The sequence below is a fragment of the Micromonospora sp. NBC_01699 genome (genome assembly GCF_036250065.1).
GTDB lineage: Bacteria > Actinomycetota > Actinomycetes > Mycobacteriales > Micromonosporaceae > Micromonospora_G.
This window is the reverse complement of sequence record NZ_CP109199.1, coordinates 7952398-7970531: the sequence shown is the minus strand read 5'-3', so window position 1 is coordinate 7970531 and position 18134 is coordinate 7952398. Positions and strand designations below refer to the sequence as shown.

The following is an 18134-nucleotide window of genomic DNA, read 5'->3' as shown; positions in this document are numbered from 1 at the left end:
CTCGAACAAGTGTTCGATAGACTCTGCCCATGGCATCCTGGTCCGAATTCGCCGCCGACGCCCCGCGTCTCGCCGAGGCGATCCGCAACCTCTTGCAGCAGTACGGGCCGGGTCTCGGCTACCTGGCGACCGTGCGTGCCGACGGGGGTCCACGCGTACATCCGGTGTCGCCGGTGATCAACGACGAAGGGCTCTTCTGCTTCGTCGTCGACTCTCCCAAGCGGCGCGATCTCGAACGTGACGGCCGCTACGCACTGCACTCGTTCCCGCCGGAGGAGAGCGACGACGAGGCGTACGTCGCAGGTCGGGCGCAGGCGGTCACCGATCCGGTGAGGATCGCCCGGCTGGCCGATGCGGTCCGGGCCGAGCCACGGGCCGACTGGCGGCTGTTCGAGTTCACCGTCGAGGCCGCCATGGTGGCCCGGCACGGGCGGGTCGACGCCATCCCGCTCGCCTACGGGGGGCGCGGCGGCGAGCGGCCGGGCGTACAGGTGTGGCTCGATCCGGCCGGCACCCGACCGCAGCAGATGTCCCGCCGCGGTCGCCGTACCCGCCGGCACCCCAATCCGTCGGACGTTCGTGGCGTCTCGACGGCCAACGGGGTCGACCAGCGCTTCACCCGTGAGCCGAGGGTGGGGGTGGCGGCCACCGCGCCCGATCCTGCGGTCTGGGCCTCGTGACGAGGTGTTCGGCGGGCTCCAACCGGGCACTGTGCTGGTAGGCGGGGCCCCTGGGACGCGACGAGGGCCGGCTCCTCGGGAATGGGCCGGTCCTCGTCGTTCGACTCCGCCTCAGGCGCGAGCCGTCAGGCCCGATACGCCTGCCACGCCTTCACCATGCGGCTCACCTGGCCGGGGGTGAACTCGTCCATGCAGGAGTCGACCGTGTAATCCATGAAGTTGTGGATCGGGTCGAGCCCCGGCTTGCTCACGCACGAGTCCCGGCCCGTCGGGCAGCCGAACGCCGGCTCCGCCTCGGCCGGGGTGTCCGCCACCGCGTCGCCGTCGCCCGTACACCCGTCCTGGAACGTGTGGAACAGGTCCAACCAGTGGCCGACCTCGTGCGTACCCGTGTCGCCCTCGTTGTACGGCTTTTCGGTACCGCCCGGCAGCGACTCCGAGAGCACCACCACCCCGTCGTACGTGGTCAGCTTCTTCTGCGGGAACGTCGCCCAGCCGAGCAGTTCGTCGCTGAGCGCGCCGAGGTAGAGGTTCAGCGTCTCGGGGCCACCTACCCGCAGCGCCTTCTTCATCTGCGACTCCGCGAGGCTGTCAGCCACGATCGGGTACCAGGCCGGGTTGACGACCCGGTTCAGCTTCTTGAGCTTGAACCTGAACGGCGTCAACGGGCTGCCGTCACCGCCGGTGAACGCCTCGTTCAACACCTTGAGCTGGGCGTTGATCAGTTCGCGCGGGATGTTCCCACCGATCCGGGTGCGGTCCTTGCTGATCACGTGCACCACCACCGGGATGGTGATCTTCGTCGGCAGGGTGCTGAACGGGGCGACGCCGACACGCTTGGCGTACGCGTTGTCCAGGTCGCGATTGCGCTGCGTGGCCTCGGCGGCGCTCAGCTCGTTGGGGTCGTGCCGGCCCGGCGCGCCGGGCTTGGCCTTGGCCTGCGGGTGGGCGCCCGCCGGTTCCACGCATGGCGCAGCCGGTGGCCCGGCCGCGACGGCGACTGCCGGCGTGGCGACCACCGCCGTGGACCCGAGCAGCAGTACGAGAGCAGCGCTCGCCACACCAGTCGAGCGAAACGCCTTCCGGACGCGATGGAAACCCATGACCTCACCTCTTCGCCCCACGGAGAGCGACGCAAAACTCACGCGCCGCAAGTTACAGGTGTGACGGACGTTACAGGCCGGGACAGTCTTCACATACGACGCGGATCGGCGTGGTTCCGATCGATCTGCCCCGCCCACCCGACGCCGCGCTCCTGTGTGCCGGGTACGTTGATGCGCGCCGACTGCGGACCAGGTACAGTGGGCTCCGCTCGCGGGTGTAGTTCAATGGCAGAACATCAGCTTCCCAAGCTGACAGTGCGGGTTCGATTCCCGTCACCCGCTCCAATATGAAAGCCCTGGTCAGACGTAAAGTCCAACCAGGGCTTCCGTTTATGCTTTTCGATTCCTTCGGTGGGCGCGCCTGTTACGTGCCCGATCTCGTTCCTGGGTCGCGTGGGTACCGAGCGCGTCGGCAATGCCCCTGTTCTGCTGTTGGGCGGCGTGTTGATAGACCAGTGCGGCTCGGGCGGAGCCGTGACCTACGCGGGCCATCAGGTCGGCAAGGCTCGCTGGCGGGGCGCTCCGGCTCCGGGATGGCCGAAGATCGTCGGCGGGTCGCGGTCCGTGGGTGGTTGCGCGAGCAATCCCACCCGTCATCCACCCGGGCGAGCCGAGCAGACCGCCGCCCGGCGAGCCACCGTCCGACGTGCGTCGAGGTCCGCTGATGTGGCACCGGGTGGCGGCCAGCTACACAGGGTGCGGGTCGACGGCGGACGGGATGGCAGAGCTTGCGATGGCCGACGATGGGGGGTGGATCGTCGTCACTATGGTGTCCCTGTGTTGACGTGGGCCCTAGCGGCTATCGGAAAGGTAGATTTCGGCGATGTTCCCGCATGGGGGTCATTCGTCACGACCTTAGGTGCACTTTTTGCTGCGATCTGGGCTGGCCGAACCGCACGACGTCTGTATGAGCGGGAATCTGAACGCGATAGGCGGGCCGAGGAGGACCGACGTGAGCGCGCAGAGGATCAGAGGCGTGCGCAAGCTGTGCAGGTTTGCGCATGGCTCGGGCGGATGCAGTATACAGGTCGGTGGTGTGCGCGCGTTCAGAACGACTCACGGACTCCCATACACAATGCGAAAGTAGAATTTTACTTCCGTCGCTTTGGTACGGAAGATGAATACATTTTGCGAGGGGTCGCTTCAGTAAACATCATCCCACCCACGAACGAGCCGGTGGACGTTTTCCCAGGTAATGGCATTGCAAAGGTTGCCGACGAAAAGGACGAGTATGGCAAACTTCACTCCGAAGATAAGTTTGCAGACTTCTCTGTCGCTATCGAATTCACGGATGCGGCTGGGTACCGCTGGCGGAGAGACGTGCGGGGACGCCTGACTGAGTTAAGCAACCAGGGGTGATCAGTATCAGACGAACCGCGCTGGGCCGTCCGGCGGCTAGTAGGCGCGGTCACGAGCGGTCACGAGCGGTCACGAGCGGGCATGAGACCTAGGCGGGTCAGCCGCCTCAGGTGCGCGTTGCGGGCATCAGGACCCATTGAGCACGCACTTCCAGACTGACGGCGTGCGAGTTCGTCCTAAAGGTTGTCGCTCCAGCTCGGTCCTGTGGAGCAGTGAATGCAGTGATCGGCACGGCAGACGTCGATTAGGCCACGGTGACGGCAGTCCGTCCCAGGGCAGTCTAGTTCGGCACACGTACCGGTGTCGTCTTCATGTAGCAGGACAGTTCCCTCGCACAGCACGGGGATAGGCGTTCCATCGGCTAAGCGGCCCATTCCACGACTCCTCCTTAAGGGAACTGCCCAAGTCTCCGACCTTCGATCGCCGTGCCAACAGTTCAGACCGAAGAGGTCAGCACGAAGCTAGTGGTCGCGCACCGTCGGCTGGTCGGCCAATGCCGTCGGGTCCGAGGTAGCGAGTTTGTAGCGGCCAGACGGTAAGGCGGGGGCGGTAGACCTTCTGCGATGGATCGACCGTGTACCGAGATCCAGCTAGGGCGGCGTCCTGATCGCCGCCATCACCCGCTTGCTTGAGCGGCCGGAGAGGTATCTTCAGCGCCGCCAGAACTGGCGTGCCGCAAACCCCTCACGTCGCAGCCAGTGCTCGGTATAGACAATCCGCTCCGCCTCAATGACCACGAGTGTGTCCTCGGGCGGCTCGGACAGCAGCCGACCCCGCTCGGCGTGCTCGTTCTCCCATCGGACCGCCGCCCAGTAGTGCGCACGGTCGGGATGCTCTGGGTCGAGCACCCTGGCGGTACCGAACAGTTGCGCACCGCGGCTACTGGCCAGCCCGACCAGCGGCGCGAAGATGCCGACGGACACGCGCGGGTCGGCGGCGATGTTGCGCATCTTCGGCGAACGTGGCGCGGCCGTGAAGAGCACCGCGAAGCCGAGCGAGTAGTAGCGCACAGGGGTGGCCAGTGGCCCGTCCGGACCCATGGTCGCGAGCACACACATGTTCTGCGACGACAGTAGATTGAGAAGACGCTCTTCAAGCCGTTCACAATCGAGCCGCTTTGCCGGCGTGGGCTCGGACAGCCACGGATTCGTCAACGGCACGCGGCGTCCTCGATCATGACGAGGACCCTACCCGCATAGCCTCCTACCAAAGTCGGCAGGACATGCCCTAGGTGGTGCTCGGAGCGAGTTCCACCCGAAACGTCGCTGGTTGCCAATCGTTGGGAACCGTTACGAGGCTATTACGTCTCTGCCGGGCGGCCATGGCGTCATAGAGCATCCCGATGCTGGCCGTATCTCCGGTGCTCGTAGCCTCATCGGCTTCGCCGTACGCGGTTTGCCCAACAGTCATGAACACGAAGCCGAACTCCGCATTCGGCCGAGGGATCGCGACCACGACAGGCGGCTTGGTTTCACTGAGGATTCGTGAGAAAACCTCGGTAACTGGCTCTTCGTCGTGGGCGACCACTACGGTCATGCCCGATTGATACCCGTTTCGAGCCATAAAGGCACGAAAAGCGGGATCCCTGAGCCTCCTGGCTAGGTCGAAGGTGGCGCTGCGGTCTTGTCTGCTACGCGCTGTCACCGTTCCACCTCCGCAGGTTGCCTTCCCAGTCATCTTCCAACATCTGAAGCGCCCTGTCGAACCACCTGTCGACTACTTTCCAGCCTTGATCGGGTGGAATTTCCTCCAGGGGGCGATGATCCCAGACGTCCTCGCCCGTGCTGCGTACGTACTGGTGGCGGTGGATGACACCCCGATCACAATCGATCTTGGCGACGTTGATCCATGCCCCATCGACCCGGACAATCTGTATAACCGCAAAATCGACGATGCGGTTTCGGTAGATGGACTGACGAACCCGCAGCTCGTTGCCGGGCTCTGGGAGTCGGATCGGGATCTCGATCTCCTCGCACGCCTCACGTGGCGGCGGGTCATAACGGCGTTGTTCCGGCACGATGGACATGTCGGCAAGCTGGTGTCGCTTTGGGCGCCCCTTTGCCTTGCTCAATCGTGTGCCTCCACAAGTTACGTCGACCCACCCACATGACCGGGCGAGGATATCGAGACGTTGCTCTGTGTGAGAAGTTGGTATCGCGATGAGGATACGTCCGCTGTGGATATCTACGGCTGCCCCGCCGGCGCCACACCGGTTGTGGCGCGAACTGGTCAACATATGACGGCATGAGCCCGCCCCGGGACTGTCGCGTACGGGGGGACGCGGCAGGCTCGGGGCGGGCGGTCAGATGGATCGTTTGACCTGTCGGATGGGTGGGCCGTAGATCCAGGTCAGGAATCGTGCGTCGGCGATGGGGCGGGACATGCCGTTGGCCAGGGCGCTGTCGCGGAAGCTGGTCATGATCAGGTGTAGGCGGTGGCGGTCCTGTTGGCGTGGGTACCAGGACCACATGCGGCGCCTGTAGGTCGGGCAGGGCCATTCCTGGCCGTCGTCGGTGCAGTACCAGTCTTCGTTGGGTCGGTGTGGGGGCGCCCTGGCCTTCGGGTGGCCGGTCGTACTCCATGGTTCATTGCCTCCGGTTAGATCAGGTGCACCCGTTCGAGCGACCCGTCGGTGTTTCGCAGGGTGAGGCTGCCGTCCCCGTGGTCGATCAGGTCGAGTACCAGGTGGTAGGCGACCAGCGCGCGGTTGATCGTGTCGGTCTTGGAGTCCCGGGTACGCCCGCAGGCCAGCTCAAGCGCACGAACCGAACGCGGTACCAGGTTGACGGTGACCTTCACCAGCGACCGACCGCTCTCCTCGTCGCCGCCCGCCCCAAGCTTCGATTCGTTGGTCACAGGATCGTGCCTGCTTGGGCGAGCAGTACGGATACGTCTGAGGCCGCTCTCGCCTCGGTCCACTCCTTGATCGCCCAGTCGAGCTGCCGGCACTCGTGGTCGGCCACGCACTGGGGACAGCGCCGACCGTCGACGTGACCCTGGAGCGTCAGGCGTACGGCCCACCAGATCCCGGCCCTCGTCAGCGGCTCATCCTGCCTGCTCATGACTCCCCGTCCCCAACCCCGTCCCCGACCCGTGCATCGATGCTCGTGCCCCGCGCGAGGGCCTGGAGGAACTCGATCGCGCGATCCATGTACGGGCATCCGTACTGGGTGCAGTGGAGGCAGACCGGTCGCCAGAGGCGCGAATTGCGGTGCCGCATGACCTCACTCCGAGCTATCCACTTCAACGTCTCGATGCTCAATTCCCCGCCCATCGGTCAGACGATGGGGTTCCGCCGGATGCGTCCGGACATCCCGATGGCGAAGAACTCCATCGGCAGTGTCCGGCAGTCACGATCACCGTCGCGGTCGTGCCGGCCACGGTTCGGCATCTGGATCTGATCTGGCGCCCGGCCCTGATGCGACAGCGGGCCTCGGTTCGGCACTCGGCGTCGCGGGGTGGGGCTCGGGGGCAGGTCGGGCGATCCTTCACCGGAGATTTCCGGGTCGGCAATCGGGTCGGTGTTGTCGTCGTTCACAGGGTGCGCCTCCATCTCGGACGGTTGGAAGTGGGGCCGTTCCGGCGGGGGACGGAACGGTCCTGCATGGTCCTGCACGTCCTCGCAGGCGTGTGCACCATTTGAGGGAGGTGAATTCGAGCGGGACCGTCAGATGACAGCTTGTAGGGATATCGATACGCTTGAAAGGCGTACGCGCGGGTCCGGGTGCTGGTCTGGCGATCGTGTCCGACCCCTGATGGCGCTCGGCGATCATGGTCTTTCTCTGGAGGTGCAATGGAACGCGAAGACCCCTTTCTCTTCATTCGTGATCAGCTTCGCAGGCAGCGAGCCCTACGTAATATGTCGCAAGAGGAATTTGGCAAGCGCGCGAACTACTCAGCCTCCACTGTTTCTGCCGTGGAAACCGGAACCCGTTTGATCGACATGCCGTACGCCAAGCGGACCGACGAAATCCTGGACACCGGTGGGCTGTTCGAGTCCCTGCTGAGGTCGGCGCAGGATGACGCCGAGCCCATCTGGTTCAAGCCCTGGCTGGAGGCCGAGCGCAACGCCAGGCAGCTCCGATGCTTCGAACCGATGCTGATTCCCGGACTGCTTCAAACCGAGAACTACGCCCGTGCGGTGCTGCGCCTCGATGACGTCCGCCCGGAGGCCGAGGTAGAGAAGCGGCTGGCCGCCCGGATGGAGCGGCAAGAGATCTTGAATCGCGAAAATCCGCCCCAGTTCGTCGGCGTCATTGACGAGTCGGCGTTGCGCCGTCGCGAAGCGATCATGGGTGAGCAGCTTGCCTACCTGCTGCGCATGGCGGAACTGCCGCATGTCCACATCCACGTCATTCCGTTGAGCGCCGGCCTGCACGTCGGGCTGTGTGGGCCACTGGCGCTGGCGATGCTGGCGGACGGGACCTGGGTCGGCCACATGGACGACCAGCTCAGCGGATCGCCGGTCGGCGCCGAGGAAGGAGTGGCTGCGCTTCTGGCGAGGTGGGAAGCTGTGCGGAGCATCGCCCTTCCCGAAGATCAATCGATCGCCCTGATGAAGGAGATTGAGAACCAGCATGGACCTCAGTAGGGCTCGATGGAGAAAGTCCACCAGGAGCAACACGGCAGGTGGGAACTGCGTCGAGGTCGCGGACAATCTGTCCGGCGTGGTAGCCGTTCGTGACAGTAAAGACCCGTCCGGCCCGGCGTTGATCTTCAAGCCGCAGGCGTGGCGCGGCTTCGTCAATCTCGCGAAGCAGAACTAGATCACGCAAATCTCTACGAAGCAGAACTAGATCACGCATCTCTGCGAAGCAGGACTAGATCACGCACGAACGCCCCCTGGCCTGGACGGAGGCGCTCTCGGCCCGACCTCGCGTCGGCTCGGGAGCGCCTTTGTCGTACCCGTGGGTCTGCCTGCCCTCGCGGGGTGAGGATCGCCGGTTGCCTTGACACCGACGGCAAGGTTTAGCGTGGGTGAAACAGGAGGTCAGCATGCTGATCGGCGAGCTGGCGGAAAACGCCGGTACGAGCACCCGGACGCTTCGCTACTACGAGGCACACGGACTCGTGCGGGCGAAACGTTCCGCCAACGGCTACCGCGTCTACGACGAGGCGGAACTGCGGGTCGTACGCGAGATTCGCGCGCTGCTCGCCGTCGGCTTCGGCCTGGACGACATTCGTCCGTTTGTCGCCTGCCTGCGCGCCGGCAACACGTCCGGACACGTGTGTCCGGACTCGGTGGCGGTCCTGCGCCGCAAGCTCGCCGAGGTCGACGCCTACATCGGCCAGCTTGGCGAGGTACGCCGGCAGCTACAGACTCAGCTCACCCAGGCCATCGGGCAACGGGAGGAAACATGCTCAAAGCACAGGAAACCGGCGCAGTAGTCACGGTCACCGATGACACGTTTGCCGCGCTGGTGCTGGCCGCCGACCGGCCGGTGGTGGTCGACTTCTGGGCCGAGTGGTGCCCGCCCTGTAGGGCGATCTCGAAGAGCCTCGGCGAGCTGGCCGACGAGTTCGGCGACCGGATGACCGTCGCGACGATCAACACCGACGAGAACCCGACCACCACCCGTGCGTACCGGATCATGTCGCTGCCCACGCTGCTGGTGTTCCGCCGGGGCGAACTGGTCGGCTCGACCGTCGGGGCCAGGCCAAAGAGCCACCTACGGCAGGCGCTGAGCACGCACATCGAGCCCTAGACGAGCAATCTCCTAACTCCCGCCGCCTACTCCACCGATTTCGTCGGCGATCTTGCACTTGTGGTGCCCGGATTAGGGCCCTCATCCGGATTTGTTCGCCACCACAAGTGCAAGATCGTCGCGCCGTTTGGTGTGCGGCGGTGAGAGCGGTTCGATCTGCGGGTTCTGTGGCTTTTGAGGGCGACGGGGACAACAACCAGCCAGAGTTAGGGATTATTCGTCTAGCGCACCGGTAACCGGTGGAGCCGATTGCACCGCCTCGGTAGGGTCCGGGCTCAACGTGGACGTGAAGACGTCAACAAAAAGACGTGGGCGCCGGGAGGTTGGCATGACGGGGAGCGGCGGCGGGGCGACGACCGAGCTGTGGCGGCCGACCGGACCGGCGGAGCTGGATCTCGTACGCGAATCGGGGTGGCGCCGCTGGCCGCCGCGCCTGCCGGACCAGCCGATTTTCTACCCGGTCCTGAACGAGGACTACGCGATCATGATCGCTCGGGACTGGAACGTGCCCAGTTCCGGCGTCGGCTACGTCACCCGGTTCCGGGTCGACGCCGAATTCCTGAACCGGTACCCGGTCCGGCAGGCCGGCGGGCGGACCATTCTCGAACTGTGGGTGCCGGCCGAGGAACTGGACGAGTTCAACGACCACATTGTCGGGCTGATCGAGGTCGTACACGAATTCAGGTGAGCAGGGCGCGGATCGCGTGCGCGCGGGCCTCGACCACCCGCGTCCTGGCCGTGTGCTCGGCCGGTTCGCGGTGGGTGGCCTGGTTGGTCAGCTGACCGGGCCACCTGCGGTAGAGCAGGCCCGGTTCGTGGATGAACCAGCCGGGGCTGATCGCGCTCGCCGCGAGCAGCAGGCCGGTGTCCTCGAAGGCGGGCAGTGCCATCCAACCGCCGAGGGCGAGCAGCAGCTCGGTCCGCATGCACAGGGTCGCCGGGTGCACCGGCAGTCCGTAGTCGTTGTCCTGCCAGAACGCGAGGATCGCGCCGGTGTCGACCAGGCCCTCCGGCGGGTCGTCGTACCAGTTTCGGGTGGACCCGTCGGTGAGCAGGTCGAGCACCCGCGAGGTGGTCCACCCGACGCCCGGATTGTCGGTCAACGCGGCAATGTCCCGGCCGAGTGCGCCGGGCGTGAGCTGGTCGTCGGCGTCCAGCACCTTGACCAACTCACCCTCCACCCGGGACAGGGCCAGGGTACGGGCGACGCCCGGCCCGCCCGGTCGGCCGCTGCCGGCGCTGATTCGCGGATCGAACTCGGGAAGCTGGTCGACCAGCAACCCGTCCTGTCCATCCTCCTGGACCAGCCACTGCCAGTCCCAGCCCTCCGGCAGCTCCTGCCCGGCCAGCGACTCGTACGCGCCGGCCAGGTAGCCGATGCTGGGCCAGTGGACCGGCGTGATGACGGAGACGAGCCGGCTCACCGCCGCCACCGCTTCAGCGCCGTCGCGTACGCCAGTTCGGTGCGGTCGCCGGGGAAGACGATGTCGGCGACCTCCACCACCCGTCCGGTGGTGTCGATCGAGGTCTTGCGTACGGCCAGGACCGGGTCGTCGGGGGCGAGATCGAGCAGGTCGGCCTCGTCGCGGGACGGGGGTCGGGCGTGCACCCGGTCCACGATCCGGTCCAGCTCGACGTCGACGGTGGAGAGCTGGTGCTGGGTGCCGCCGGGCCAGGGCTCGTTGTCGGCGTCGAGCAGGGCCAGGTTCGCCGAGGCCAGCTCGTACGGCAGGTAGGAGTGGGAGACCGACAGGGCGGCGCCGCGCGCTCGGGAGCTGGTCCAGTAGATCCGCCGCAGCAGTGGCGTACCGACCGGGAGTTCGAAGGCGGCGGCCAGGTCCGCGTCGGCGTCGACGCGGTCGTACTCGGCGTGGAAGCGCAGGTCGCTGGTGCGTAGTCCGGTGTCGTGTTCGGTGCCGCCGACCCGGCGTCGCCCCGCCTCGTCGAGCAGGACCCGGTCCTTCTCCCACTGGTACCGCTCGGTGTTGTCCCGGCGTACCCGGGGTGGGGCCGCTTCCCGGTTGTCGGCGGTGTCCGGCAGCTCGCCGCGTGGCTGCTGGTCGGGACGCGAATAGCGAGGGTGACGGTTGCGGGCGATCACCTGGCTGACGGTACCCGTCACGACGCCGACCCGCCCGCTATGCGGGTGCTTCACCCCGTGTCGTCCGATTGGGGCGACTTACTGATGGTTGATCTGCCGTACGTCTGCCCGTCGGACGGAGGTCGTAGGCTTCCGATCATGCGCGTGGGTATCGTCATTCTTCCCGACCAGCGGTGGTCCGAGTCGCAGCGCCGGTGGCGTCAGGCCGAGGCGTGGGGCTTTGACCACGCCTGGACGTACGACCACCTGGGCTGGCGTGACCTGGTGGACGGTCCGTGGTTCGACTCGGTGCCGACGCTCACCGCGGCGGCGACGGTCACCAGCCGGATCAGGCTCGGCACCCTGGTCGCCTCCCCCAATTTCCGGCATCCGGTGCATTTCGCCCGTGAGGTGACCGCCCTGGACGACATCTCCGGCGGCCGGGTGCTGCTCGGCCTCGGCTCCGGCGGGATCGGGTTCGACTCCGCCGTGCTCGGCGGCGAGACGCTGCCGCCCCGGCAACGGGTCGACCGGTTCGCCGAGTTCACCGAACTGCTCGATGCGATCCTGCGGACCGACCGGGTCGACTGGCGGGGTGACTGGTACGCCTCGGTCGACGCCCGCAACAACCCTGGCTGCGTACAGACGCCGAGGGTGCCGTTCGTGGTGGCGGCGAACGGGCCACGGTCGATGAAGCTGGTCGCCCGCTTCGGGCAGGGCTGGGTGACCACCGGCCTCGGCGGCGACGACATGGCCGCCTGGTGGCGTACGGTGACCGACCTCAGTGGCCAGCTCGACCGGACGCTGGAGGCCGCCGGCCGAGATCCGGCCACCCTGGACCGTTACCTCTCGCTGGACTCGGCACCGGTCTTCTCCCTGTCCAGTGCCGCCTTCTTCACCGACGCGGTGGCCCGTGCCGCCGACCTCGGCTTCACCGACGTGATCACCCACTGGCCCCGCGAGTCGAGCTGGTACGCCGGTGACGAGGCGGTGCTTCGAGAGGTCGCCACCACCGTGCTGCCCGGACTGGGATGACCCGGTCATGCCAGCCCTGGTCGACGCGGGTCAGAGCGCCAGGTCGTGGCCGTCGAGCAGGCTGCGTACGCGCAGTTCGCGGGCGAGTGGCAGCGGGCAGTCGGCGATGATCGCGGCGGTGCCGACCGGGGTGGCGCCACGGGCGGAGATCACCTGGTAGAGGGCGCGGACCTGGGCGCCGCTGGCCACCCAGTCGTCGACCACGAGCACCCGGTCGTCGGGGCGCAGGTGCCGGTCCCGTACGCCGAGGGCGAGTTGCCGGCCCCGGTAGTCGGGCGGGGTGGTCGCCCAGGTGGTCGGCTCGGCGATCCGCCGGTCCCCGGTGTTCTTGTACGCCGGCAGGAAGCCGATCCCGAGCGCGGTCGCCACCAGGGGCCCGAGCAGGAGGCCGGTTACCTCGGGGGCGAGCACGACGGTGGGCGACTCGGGGCGGAACAGGTCGGCGAGCGCCGGTCCGATTTCTGCCAGAACCTCCGGATCGCGCCACCAGCCCGAGATGTCGCTGACGAGGTGGGTGCTGTTCGGGCCGGGATCGATCCAGCGGAACAGCTCGGTCAGCCGTTTGCTCAGCTCAGCGCCCATCTGAACCATCCTGGAGTACGGGCACGACCGGCCCAGGGCAGGTCGGCCGATCGGCTACACGTTTCACCGCAAATACGGGCATAAGCATATGATCACGTTGACTTCCGAAGCGCCCCGCTCGCTACCTTCCGATCTTCATCATTGTGTCGTCAGCGGGAAGGACAGGTCGGTGACGGAGAAGCACCCCCTGGTTCGGATATTCAAGTCGCCGGTCGGCCTCACCGCCAGTGCCGCGCTGGGCGTGGCGCTCGCCGTCGGTGGCGCGGTCGGTGGGATCCACCTGGCCAGCGGCCCGGCCGCGTCGAACGTCTCGGCGACCGCCGAGGTCGTACCGAGCGGGTTGGCCAGCGAATCGCCCGGCGGTTCGGCCAGCGGATCGGCCAGCGCGTCGCCGACCACGGCCGCCCCGGTCACCCCGTCGCCGTCCGCGACCCCGGCCACGCCGCTGGCGACCCGGACGCCGGAGCGCGCCTCGCGTGGCAAGACCCGGGCCGCCGCCCCGAAGCCGAGCGCGACGACGAAGAAGCCCAAGCCGGCGGCGGCGACGCCGGTGGTCGGCAGCGGCACCTGCGGTGCCTCCTTCTACGACCAGGGGCAGCTGACCGCGAACGGCGAGAACTTCGACCCGAGTTCGCTCACCGCCGCGCACCTCACCCTCGCGTTCAACACCCGGGTACGGGTAATCAACCCGGACAACGGCAAGTCCGTGGTGGTACGGATCAACGATCGGGGACCGTACGTCGGCGGACGGTGCCTGGATCTTTCCCGGGCCGCATTCGCGGCGATCGCCTCCACCGACCTCGGCGCGATCACGGTCCGGTACGAGATTCTCGGGTGACAAGCCGTTGACCAGGTACGTCGACCGGCACCCCACTAGCTTCATGATCGGTGCGTAGCGGTGACACCGCAGCCGGGCACCGACCGGGTGGACAGAACCCACTCAGACGAGGGGTCAACTTCGTTCAACAGTGCCCGTCGATCAGGCATGCTGTTCGGCGTACCCATGCAATTCTTGCCGCCGGGCCGCCGCCCGCTGAGTTCTGGTTCCCGCGCCGGCCTCGGCGCGGCCCTCGTGCTGCTCGCGCTCGTGTCCGCGATCGAGGTGGCCGACGGCAGCCGGGCCGACCATATCGGACTCCTGGTGGCCGCCCCGTTCCTCGCCGCCGCTTTCGCGTCCTGGCGGGTGGTGCTGGGGGTGGGGGCCGCGGCCACCGGGATCGGTGCCGCCTTCACCCTGAGCGCGGAGAACGTCGAGCTGGGCAATGTGGTCAACGTCGGCGGCGTGATGGCCTTCATCGGCGTCGCGGCGGCGGTGGCCGTCGTCCGGCAGCGGCAGGCCGAGCAGATCGCCGAGTTGTCCAAGCTCGCCGCGGTGGCCCAGCAGGCCGTGTTGCGCCCGCTCGGGCCGCAGGTCGGCACGCTCGCCGTCGCCGCCCGCTACATCTCCTCCACCGCCGCCGCCGAGATCGGTGGCGACCTCTACGAGGTGATCGACACCCCCTACGGCGTACGGATGCTGATCGGTGACGTACGCGGCAAGGGGCTCGACGCCGTCCGGCTCGCCAGCATCGTGCTCGGTTCCTACCGGCACGTCGCGTACGAGCGGGCCGACCTGCGGGCGATCGTGGCCGACCTGGATCGGGCGGTGGCCCGCAGCGTCGGCGACGAGGACTTCGTCACCGCCGCGCTGGTCGAGGAGCGGGGCGGCACCCTGACGATCGTCAACTGTGGTCACCCGGCACCGCTGCTGCTGCGCCGGGGTCAGGTGATCCCGCTGGAGCCGCCGTCGCCGGCCCCGCCACTGGGGTTCATGCCGGTGGTCCGGCCGAGGGTGGAGCGGCTCGAACCGGGCGACCGGTTGCTGCTGTTCACCGACGGGCTCGGCGAGGCCCGCCGGGACGGCGAGTTCTTCCCCACCGAGGAGCGGGCCTGGCAACTGCTCGGCCACGGCACGGTCGCCGACGGGCTCGCCTCGCTGGAGACCGCGCTGGTCGAGTGGGTGCACGGACGCCTCGACGACGACATCGCCCTGGTGCTGATGGAGTACGCCGGACCCCGTCCCGTCACTACCGTTGCCGTGCCCAGTTGGGAAGTCGGCGCCTCGGACGGGTGACGCTGAGCAGCGCTTTCACTACTTCCTGTCGGTCATGTGTCCGCCGTCACTTCCGTTTTCGCCTTGTCGGGGCTACCGGTGAGTAATACAGTCGGAGTTACTGGCCGGTAACACCTGTTCGGAAGCGGGGCCCGCCCACATGACGCACTACAAGAGCAACATCCGGGACCTGGAGTTCAACCTCTTCGAGGTCTTCGGAGCGGATCGATCGTTCGGCCAGGAGCCGTACGCCGATCTTGATGTCGACACGGCCCGCAGCATTCTCGCCGAGGTCGACCGGCTGGCCCGCGAAGACCTCGCGGCGAGTTACGTCGACGGCGACCGCAACCCGCCGGTCTTCGACCCGGCCACCCACTCGGCGCCGCTGCCCGCAGCCTTCAAGAAGTCGTACGCGGCCCTGATGGAGTCCGAGTTCTGGCGGCTGGACCTGCCGCCCGAGCTGGACGGGACCAACGCCCCACGGGCGTTCTGGTGGTCGCTGGCCGAGCTGATCCTCGGCGCGAACGCCCCGATCTGGATGTACGCCTCCGGCCCGTCGTTCGCGCACACCCTCTACGTCGAGGGCACCGAGCAGCAGCGCGGGTGGGCCAAGCTCTTCACCGACAAGCAGTGGGGCTCCTCGATGGTGCTCACCGAGCCGGACGCCGGCTCGGATGTCGGCGCCGGCCGGACCAGGGCGATCCCGCAGCCCGACGGCTCGTGGCACCTGGAGGGCGTCAAGCGCTTCATCACCTCCGGTGAGCACGACCTCACCGACAACATCGTCCACTACGTACTGGCCCGGCCGGTCGGCGTCGAGGGCGTGGGCGGCCCCGGCACCAAGGGACTGTCGCTGTTCATCGTGCCGAAGTTCCACTTCGACTCCGAAACCGGCGAGCTCGGCGAGCGCAACGGCGTCTACGCCACCAACGTCGAGCACAAGATGGGCATCAAGGTCTCCAACACCTGCGAGCTGACCTTCGGTGAGCACGGCGTACCGGCCAAGGGTTGGCTGCTGGGCGACGTGCACGACGGCATCCGGCAGATGTTCCTGATCATCGAGTACGCCCGGATGATGGTCGGCACCAAGGCGATCGCCACCCTCTCCACCGGCTACCTCAACGCCCTCGAATACGCGAAGAGCCGCAAGCAGGGCGCCGACCTGCTCGCCACCGATCGGAACGCACCCCGAGTCACCATCACCCACCACCCGGACGTCCGCCGTTCGCTGATGCTCCAGAAGTCGTACGCGGAAGGGCTGCGCGCCCTGGTCTGCTACACCGCGAGCTGGCAGGACCGGGTGAAGCTGGCCCACGCCGCCGGTGACGAGGCGGGGGTGAAGCAGGCCAAGCGGGTCAACGACCTGCTGTTGCCGCTGGTGAAGGGCTGTGGTTCGGAGCGGGCGTACGAGATGCTCGGCCACGAGTCGTTGCAGACCTTCGGTGGCTCCGGCTTCCTCCAGGACTACCCGCTGGAGCAGTACGTCCGGGACGCGAAGATCGACACCCTGTACGAGGGCACCACCGCCATCCAGAGCCTCGACCTCTTCTTCCGGAAGATCGTGAAGGACAACGGTCGGGCGCTGATGGTGGTGGCCGGCGAGATCCAGGAGTTCATCACCGCTGAGGGCGGCAATGGGCAGCTCAAGGAGGAACGGCTGGCGCTGGGTCGGGCCCTCACCGAGGTGCAGACCATCCTCGCCACGATGACCGGTTGGCTGGGCGAGGTGCAGGCCGGCGAGCCGCGCGCGGTGTACAAGGTCGGGCTGAACAGCCGGCGACTGCTGCTGGCGGTCGGTGACCTCGTGGTCGGCTGGCTCCTACAGCGGCAGGCCGAGGTGGCCCTGCGTGCGCTGGGCGGCGACGTGTCGGCGGCGGACAGGTCCTTCTACACCGGCAAGGTCGCGGCGGCCCGTTTCTTCGCCCACGAGGTGCTGCCCCGCATCGGTGCCGACCGGCGCATCATCGACTCCACCACCCTCGACCTGATGGACCTCCCCGAGGACGCGTTCTGACCCCTCCGCTAGCGCCGTATCCGTAACCCAACCCCCAACCCCCAACCCCCAACCCCCACCCCCACCCCCAGAACACCTCGCCGATCTTGCACTTGTGGTGGCGAACAAACCCGGATGAGAGCCCTAATCCGGGCGCCACAACTGCAAGATCGGCGACTGGGGGTGGGGAGGGGGCGGGGAGGGGGTGGGTGGTGGGGGAGACTGCTTGTCGGGTGTCGCGTTATGGTGGAGGCGGTGCGAGTAGCAGTTTGTTGGGATTTGTCAGCTTTAGGTTTTTGGATTGGTCAGGTTAGCCCAGAAGCCATCGCACGGGGGAGTGCAGCGGACATGGGCGTCGGTAGCGGTATTTTCCTCATCGGACTGGGAGCCATCCTGACGTTCGCCATCAGGGCGAACATCTGGTGGCTGGACCTGCGCGCGGTCGGCTGGGTGTTCATGCTGGCCGGCCTGGCCGTGCTGTTGACCACGCTCTGGTACTGGCAGACCAGCAAGAAGAAGGCCCGGACCCTGATCGTCGAGGAGAACCGGCTGTCGCATCCGACCGCGATGATGCCGCCGCCACCGGATCCGCCGCCGCCGCAGGCTCCGCCCTCCTGACCGATTCCGGGGCGGGGGCGATCAGCTCCGAGCGGTGTGCGTGGCCTCTATCGGCCCCCGGCTGGGGCGCAGTTGCGTCCACTCGTCCACCGCGAGGCGGTGCACCGCGATGCCACTGGTGCGCAGCCCGTCCGGATCGGCGCGTACCGGGTCCAGCAGGCGGGAAAGGCCCGAAATGCTCGGATTGTGCCCGATCAGCAACACCACGGCCGCCGCCGGGTCGACAGCCTGGATCAGGTCCAGCAACTCTCTCGCGTCACCCTCGTACACCGAGGGTTCGTAGCTCACCACCGGCCCGCCGGCAGCCTCCGCCCCGACCCCGGCCTTCGCGGCCGGGGTCTCGGCCATCGCCAGGGCCACCCCGTGCCAGGTCTGCCTGGTCCGCTTGGCCGGCGAGCAGATCACCGCCGAGGGCAGGTGCCCGCCGTTGGCCAGCCAGGCTCCGGCGGCGCCCGCGTCCGCGTACCCACGGGCGGTGAGCGGCCGGTCGAAGTCCGCGATCCTGGCCGGGCGTTCCGCCTTGGCGTGCCGCAGCAGTACGACGCGCTTGGTCATGACGTCTCCTCGCTCCGCTCGTCGTCGTCATGACCTTTATAGCGTTGCCCGCTGGGCGACCTCGCTTCGCGCTCGGTCGGCAACGTCTCCTCGCTCCGCTCGTCGTCGTCATGACCTTTATAGCGTTGCCCGCTGGGCGACCTCGCTTCGCGCTCGGTCGGCAACGTCTCCTCGCTCCGCTCGTCGTCGTCATGACCTTTATAGCGTTGCCCGCTGGGCGACCTCGCTTCGCGCTCGGTCGGCAACGTCTCCTCGCTCCGCTCGTCGTCGTCATGACCTTTATAGCGTTGCCCGCCTGGCTCCTCGCATCGTCCCCGTCGTCCTGTGGGAGT

General features: G+C 67.4%; 21 protein-coding genes and 1 tRNA gene. 12 read left to right on the top strand and 10 right to left on the bottom strand.

Annotation, left to right across the window (positions count from 1 at the left end; all coding sequences use genetic code 11):
• Positions 1-29 precede the first annotated feature (29 nt).
• On the top strand, positions 30-680 hold the full coding sequence (locus OG792_RS34885) for a pyridoxamine 5'-phosphate oxidase family protein (RefSeq protein ID WP_442932341.1): 651 nt from the start codon (positions 30-32) through the stop codon (positions 678-680).
• A gap of 125 nt (positions 681-805) precedes the next feature.
• On the opposite strand, the gene OG792_RS33110 is transcribed toward OG792_RS34885, so the two are convergent.
• A complete protein-coding gene (locus tag OG792_RS33110) occupies positions 806-1783 on the bottom strand; it encodes a zinc metalloprotease (RefSeq protein WP_329105620.1) in 978 nt (325 codons plus the stop codon).
• 211 nt (positions 1784-1994) lie between these two features.
• On the opposite strand from OG792_RS33110, the gene OG792_RS33105 reads away from it, so the two are divergent.
• A tRNA-Gly gene (locus tag OG792_RS33105) sits at positions 1995-2068 on the top strand.
• Between the two features lie 1724 nt (positions 2069-3792).
• On the opposite strand, the gene OG792_RS33100 is transcribed toward OG792_RS33105, so the two are convergent.
• From OG792_RS33100 to OG792_RS33080, 5 genes are all read right to left on the bottom strand, one after another.
• A complete protein-coding gene (locus OG792_RS33100; protein ID WP_329105618.1) occupies positions 3793-4302 on the bottom strand; it encodes a pyridoxamine 5'-phosphate oxidase family protein in 510 nt (169 codons plus the stop codon).
• Positions 4303-4369: 67 nt separating this feature from the next.
• Positions 4370-4678 carry a hypothetical protein gene (locus tag OG792_RS33095; RefSeq protein ID WP_329105616.1) on the bottom strand — a complete coding sequence of 103 codons (309 nt, stop codon included), beginning with the start codon at positions 4676-4678 and terminating at the stop codon, positions 4370-4372.
• Positions 4679-4772: 94 nt separating this feature from the next.
• Complete coding sequence (locus OG792_RS33090; RefSeq protein WP_329105614.1) at positions 4773-5168, bottom strand: DUF7718 family protein; 396 nt, start codon at positions 5166-5168, stop codon at positions 4773-4775.
• Between the two features lie 572 nt (positions 5169-5740).
• Positions 5741-5998 (bottom strand): hypothetical protein, encoded by a 258-nt coding sequence (locus tag OG792_RS33085; RefSeq protein ID WP_329105612.1) that lies wholly within the window; start codon positions 5996-5998, stop codon positions 5741-5743.
• On the bottom strand, positions 5995-6204 hold the full coding sequence (locus OG792_RS33080; protein ID WP_329105610.1) for a hypothetical protein: 210 nt from the start codon (positions 6202-6204) through the stop codon (positions 5995-5997). The genes OG792_RS33085 and OG792_RS33080 overlap by 4 nt, the downstream gene beginning before the upstream one ends.
• 731 nt (positions 6205-6935) lie before the next feature.
• On the opposite strand from OG792_RS33080, the gene OG792_RS33075 reads away from it, so the two are divergent.
• The 5 genes from OG792_RS33075 (at position 6936) to OG792_RS33055 (ending at position 9535) form a co-directional block, all read left to right on the top strand.
• Complete coding sequence (locus OG792_RS33075) at positions 6936-7733, top strand: helix-turn-helix domain-containing protein (protein ID WP_329105608.1); 798 nt, start codon at positions 6936-6938, stop codon at positions 7731-7733.
• Positions 7720-7908 (top strand): DUF397 domain-containing protein, encoded by a 189-nt coding sequence (locus OG792_RS33070; RefSeq protein ID WP_329105606.1) that lies wholly within the window; start codon positions 7720-7722, stop codon positions 7906-7908. Before OG792_RS33075 ends, OG792_RS33070 begins: the two co-directional genes overlap by 14 nt.
• Positions 7909-8137: 229 nt before the next feature.
• The gene (locus OG792_RS33065; protein WP_329111581.1) at positions 8138-8530 is read left to right on the top strand and encodes a MerR family transcriptional regulator; all 393 of its coding nucleotides are present in this window, start codon (positions 8138-8140) and stop codon (positions 8528-8530) included.
• Positions 8500-8847 (top strand): thioredoxin, encoded by a 348-nt coding sequence (gene trxA, locus OG792_RS33060; protein WP_329105604.1) that lies wholly within the window; start codon positions 8500-8502, stop codon positions 8845-8847. The genes OG792_RS33065 and trxA overlap by 31 nt, the downstream gene beginning before the upstream one ends.
• Before the next feature lie 328 nt (positions 8848-9175).
• Complete coding sequence (locus OG792_RS33055) at positions 9176-9535, top strand: hypothetical protein (RefSeq protein WP_329105602.1); 360 nt, start codon at positions 9176-9178, stop codon at positions 9533-9535.
• Here the strand turns inward: OG792_RS33055 and OG792_RS33050 are convergent.
• Both OG792_RS33050 and OG792_RS33045 read right to left on the bottom strand, forming a co-directional pair.
• The gene (locus tag OG792_RS33050; RefSeq protein WP_329105600.1) at positions 9528-10271 is read right to left on the bottom strand and encodes a glycosyltransferase family 2 protein; all 744 of its coding nucleotides are present in this window, start codon (positions 10269-10271) and stop codon (positions 9528-9530) included. The two genes, OG792_RS33055 and OG792_RS33050, sit on opposite strands and share 8 nt — an antisense overlap.
• A complete protein-coding gene (locus tag OG792_RS33045) occupies positions 10268-10969 on the bottom strand; it encodes a UTRA domain-containing protein (protein WP_329105598.1) in 702 nt (233 codons plus the stop codon). The genes OG792_RS33050 and OG792_RS33045 overlap by 4 nt, the downstream gene beginning before the upstream one ends.
• Before the next feature lie 63 nt (positions 10970-11032).
• Here OG792_RS33045 and OG792_RS33040 point away from each other — a divergent pair, with 63 nt between their 5' ends.
• Entirely contained in the window at positions 11033-11962 is a 930-nt protein-coding gene (locus tag OG792_RS33040; protein ID WP_329105596.1) for an LLM class flavin-dependent oxidoreductase, read from the top strand.
• A gap of 30 nt (positions 11963-11992) precedes the next feature.
• Here OG792_RS33040 and OG792_RS33035 read toward each other — a convergent pair whose 3' ends face one another.
• Positions 11993-12544 carry a phosphoribosyltransferase family protein gene (locus OG792_RS33035; protein ID WP_329105594.1) on the bottom strand — a complete coding sequence of 184 codons (552 nt, stop codon included), beginning with the start codon at positions 12542-12544 and terminating at the stop codon, positions 11993-11995.
• Positions 12545-12713: 169 nt separating this feature from the next.
• On the opposite strand from OG792_RS33035, the gene OG792_RS33030 reads away from it, so the two are divergent.
• From OG792_RS33030 to OG792_RS33015, 4 genes are all read left to right on the top strand, one after another.
• A complete protein-coding gene (locus OG792_RS33030) occupies positions 12714-13382 on the top strand; it encodes a septal ring lytic transglycosylase RlpA family protein (protein WP_329105592.1) in 669 nt (222 codons plus the stop codon).
• 147 nt (positions 13383-13529) lie between these two features.
• The gene (locus OG792_RS33025) at positions 13530-14657 is read left to right on the top strand and encodes a PP2C family protein-serine/threonine phosphatase (protein WP_329105591.1); all 1128 of its coding nucleotides are present in this window, start codon (positions 13530-13532) and stop codon (positions 14655-14657) included.
• A 139-nt stretch (positions 14658-14796) separates the two neighbouring features.
• On the top strand, positions 14797-16650 hold the full coding sequence (locus OG792_RS33020) for an acyl-CoA dehydrogenase (RefSeq protein WP_329105589.1): 1854 nt from the start codon (positions 14797-14799) through the stop codon (positions 16648-16650).
• 327 nt (positions 16651-16977) lie between these two features.
• On the top strand, positions 16978-17247 hold the full coding sequence (locus OG792_RS33015; RefSeq protein ID WP_329105587.1) for a DUF6458 family protein: 270 nt from the start codon (positions 16978-16980) through the stop codon (positions 17245-17247).
• A 21-nt stretch (positions 17248-17268) separates the two neighbouring features.
• On the opposite strand, the gene OG792_RS33010 is transcribed toward OG792_RS33015, so the two are convergent.
• The gene (locus OG792_RS33010; protein WP_329105585.1) at positions 17269-17802 is read right to left on the bottom strand and encodes a SixA phosphatase family protein; all 534 of its coding nucleotides are present in this window, start codon (positions 17800-17802) and stop codon (positions 17269-17271) included.
• Between the last annotated feature and the right edge of the window lie 332 nt (positions 17803-18134).

Excerpts from the sequence above, each read along its gene's own strand:
- OG792_RS34885 (WP_442932341.1), top strand. The coding sequence starts at position 30 with ATGGCATCCTGGTCCGAATTCGCCGCCGACGCCCCGCGTCTCGCCGAG.
- OG792_RS33110 (WP_329105620.1), bottom strand. The coding sequence starts at position 1,783 with ATGGGTTTCCATCGCGTCCGGAAGGCGTTTCGCTCGACTGGTGTGGCG.
- OG792_RS33095 (WP_329105616.1), bottom strand. The coding sequence starts at position 4,678 with ATGACCGTAGTGGTCGCCCACGACGAAGAGCCAGTTACCGAGGTTTTC.
- OG792_RS33090 (WP_329105614.1), bottom strand. The coding sequence starts at position 5,168 with ATGTCCATCGTGCCGGAACAACGCCGTTATGACCCGCCGCCACGTGAG.
- OG792_RS33080 (WP_329105610.1), bottom strand. The coding sequence starts at position 6,204 with ATGAGCAGGCAGGATGAGCCGCTGACGAGGGCCGGGATCTGGTGGGCC.
- OG792_RS33075 (WP_329105608.1), top strand. The coding sequence starts at position 6,936 with ATGGAACGCGAAGACCCCTTTCTCTTCATTCGTGATCAGCTTCGCAGG.
- OG792_RS33070 (WP_329105606.1), top strand. The coding sequence starts at position 7,720 with ATGGACCTCAGTAGGGCTCGATGGAGAAAGTCCACCAGGAGCAACACG.
- OG792_RS33065 (WP_329111581.1), top strand. The coding sequence starts at position 8,138 with ATGCTGATCGGCGAGCTGGCGGAAAACGCCGGTACGAGCACCCGGACG.
- trxA (WP_329105604.1), top strand. The coding sequence starts at position 8,500 with ATGCTCAAAGCACAGGAAACCGGCGCAGTAGTCACGGTCACCGATGAC.
- OG792_RS33055 (WP_329105602.1), top strand. The coding sequence starts at position 9,176 with ATGACGGGGAGCGGCGGCGGGGCGACGACCGAGCTGTGGCGGCCGACC.
- OG792_RS33040 (WP_329105596.1), top strand. The coding sequence starts at position 11,033 with ATGGTTGATCTGCCGTACGTCTGCCCGTCGGACGGAGGTCGTAGGCTT.
- OG792_RS33035 (WP_329105594.1), bottom strand. The coding sequence starts at position 12,544 with ATGGGCGCTGAGCTGAGCAAACGGCTGACCGAGCTGTTCCGCTGGATC.
- OG792_RS33025 (WP_329105591.1), top strand. The coding sequence starts at position 13,530 with ATGCTGTTCGGCGTACCCATGCAATTCTTGCCGCCGGGCCGCCGCCCG.
- OG792_RS33020 (WP_329105589.1), top strand. The coding sequence starts at position 14,797 with ATGACGCACTACAAGAGCAACATCCGGGACCTGGAGTTCAACCTCTTC.
- OG792_RS33015 (WP_329105587.1), top strand. The coding sequence starts at position 16,978 with ATGGGCGTCGGTAGCGGTATTTTCCTCATCGGACTGGGAGCCATCCTG.
- OG792_RS33010 (WP_329105585.1), bottom strand. The coding sequence starts at position 17,802 with ATGACCAAGCGCGTCGTACTGCTGCGGCACGCCAAGGCGGAACGCCCG.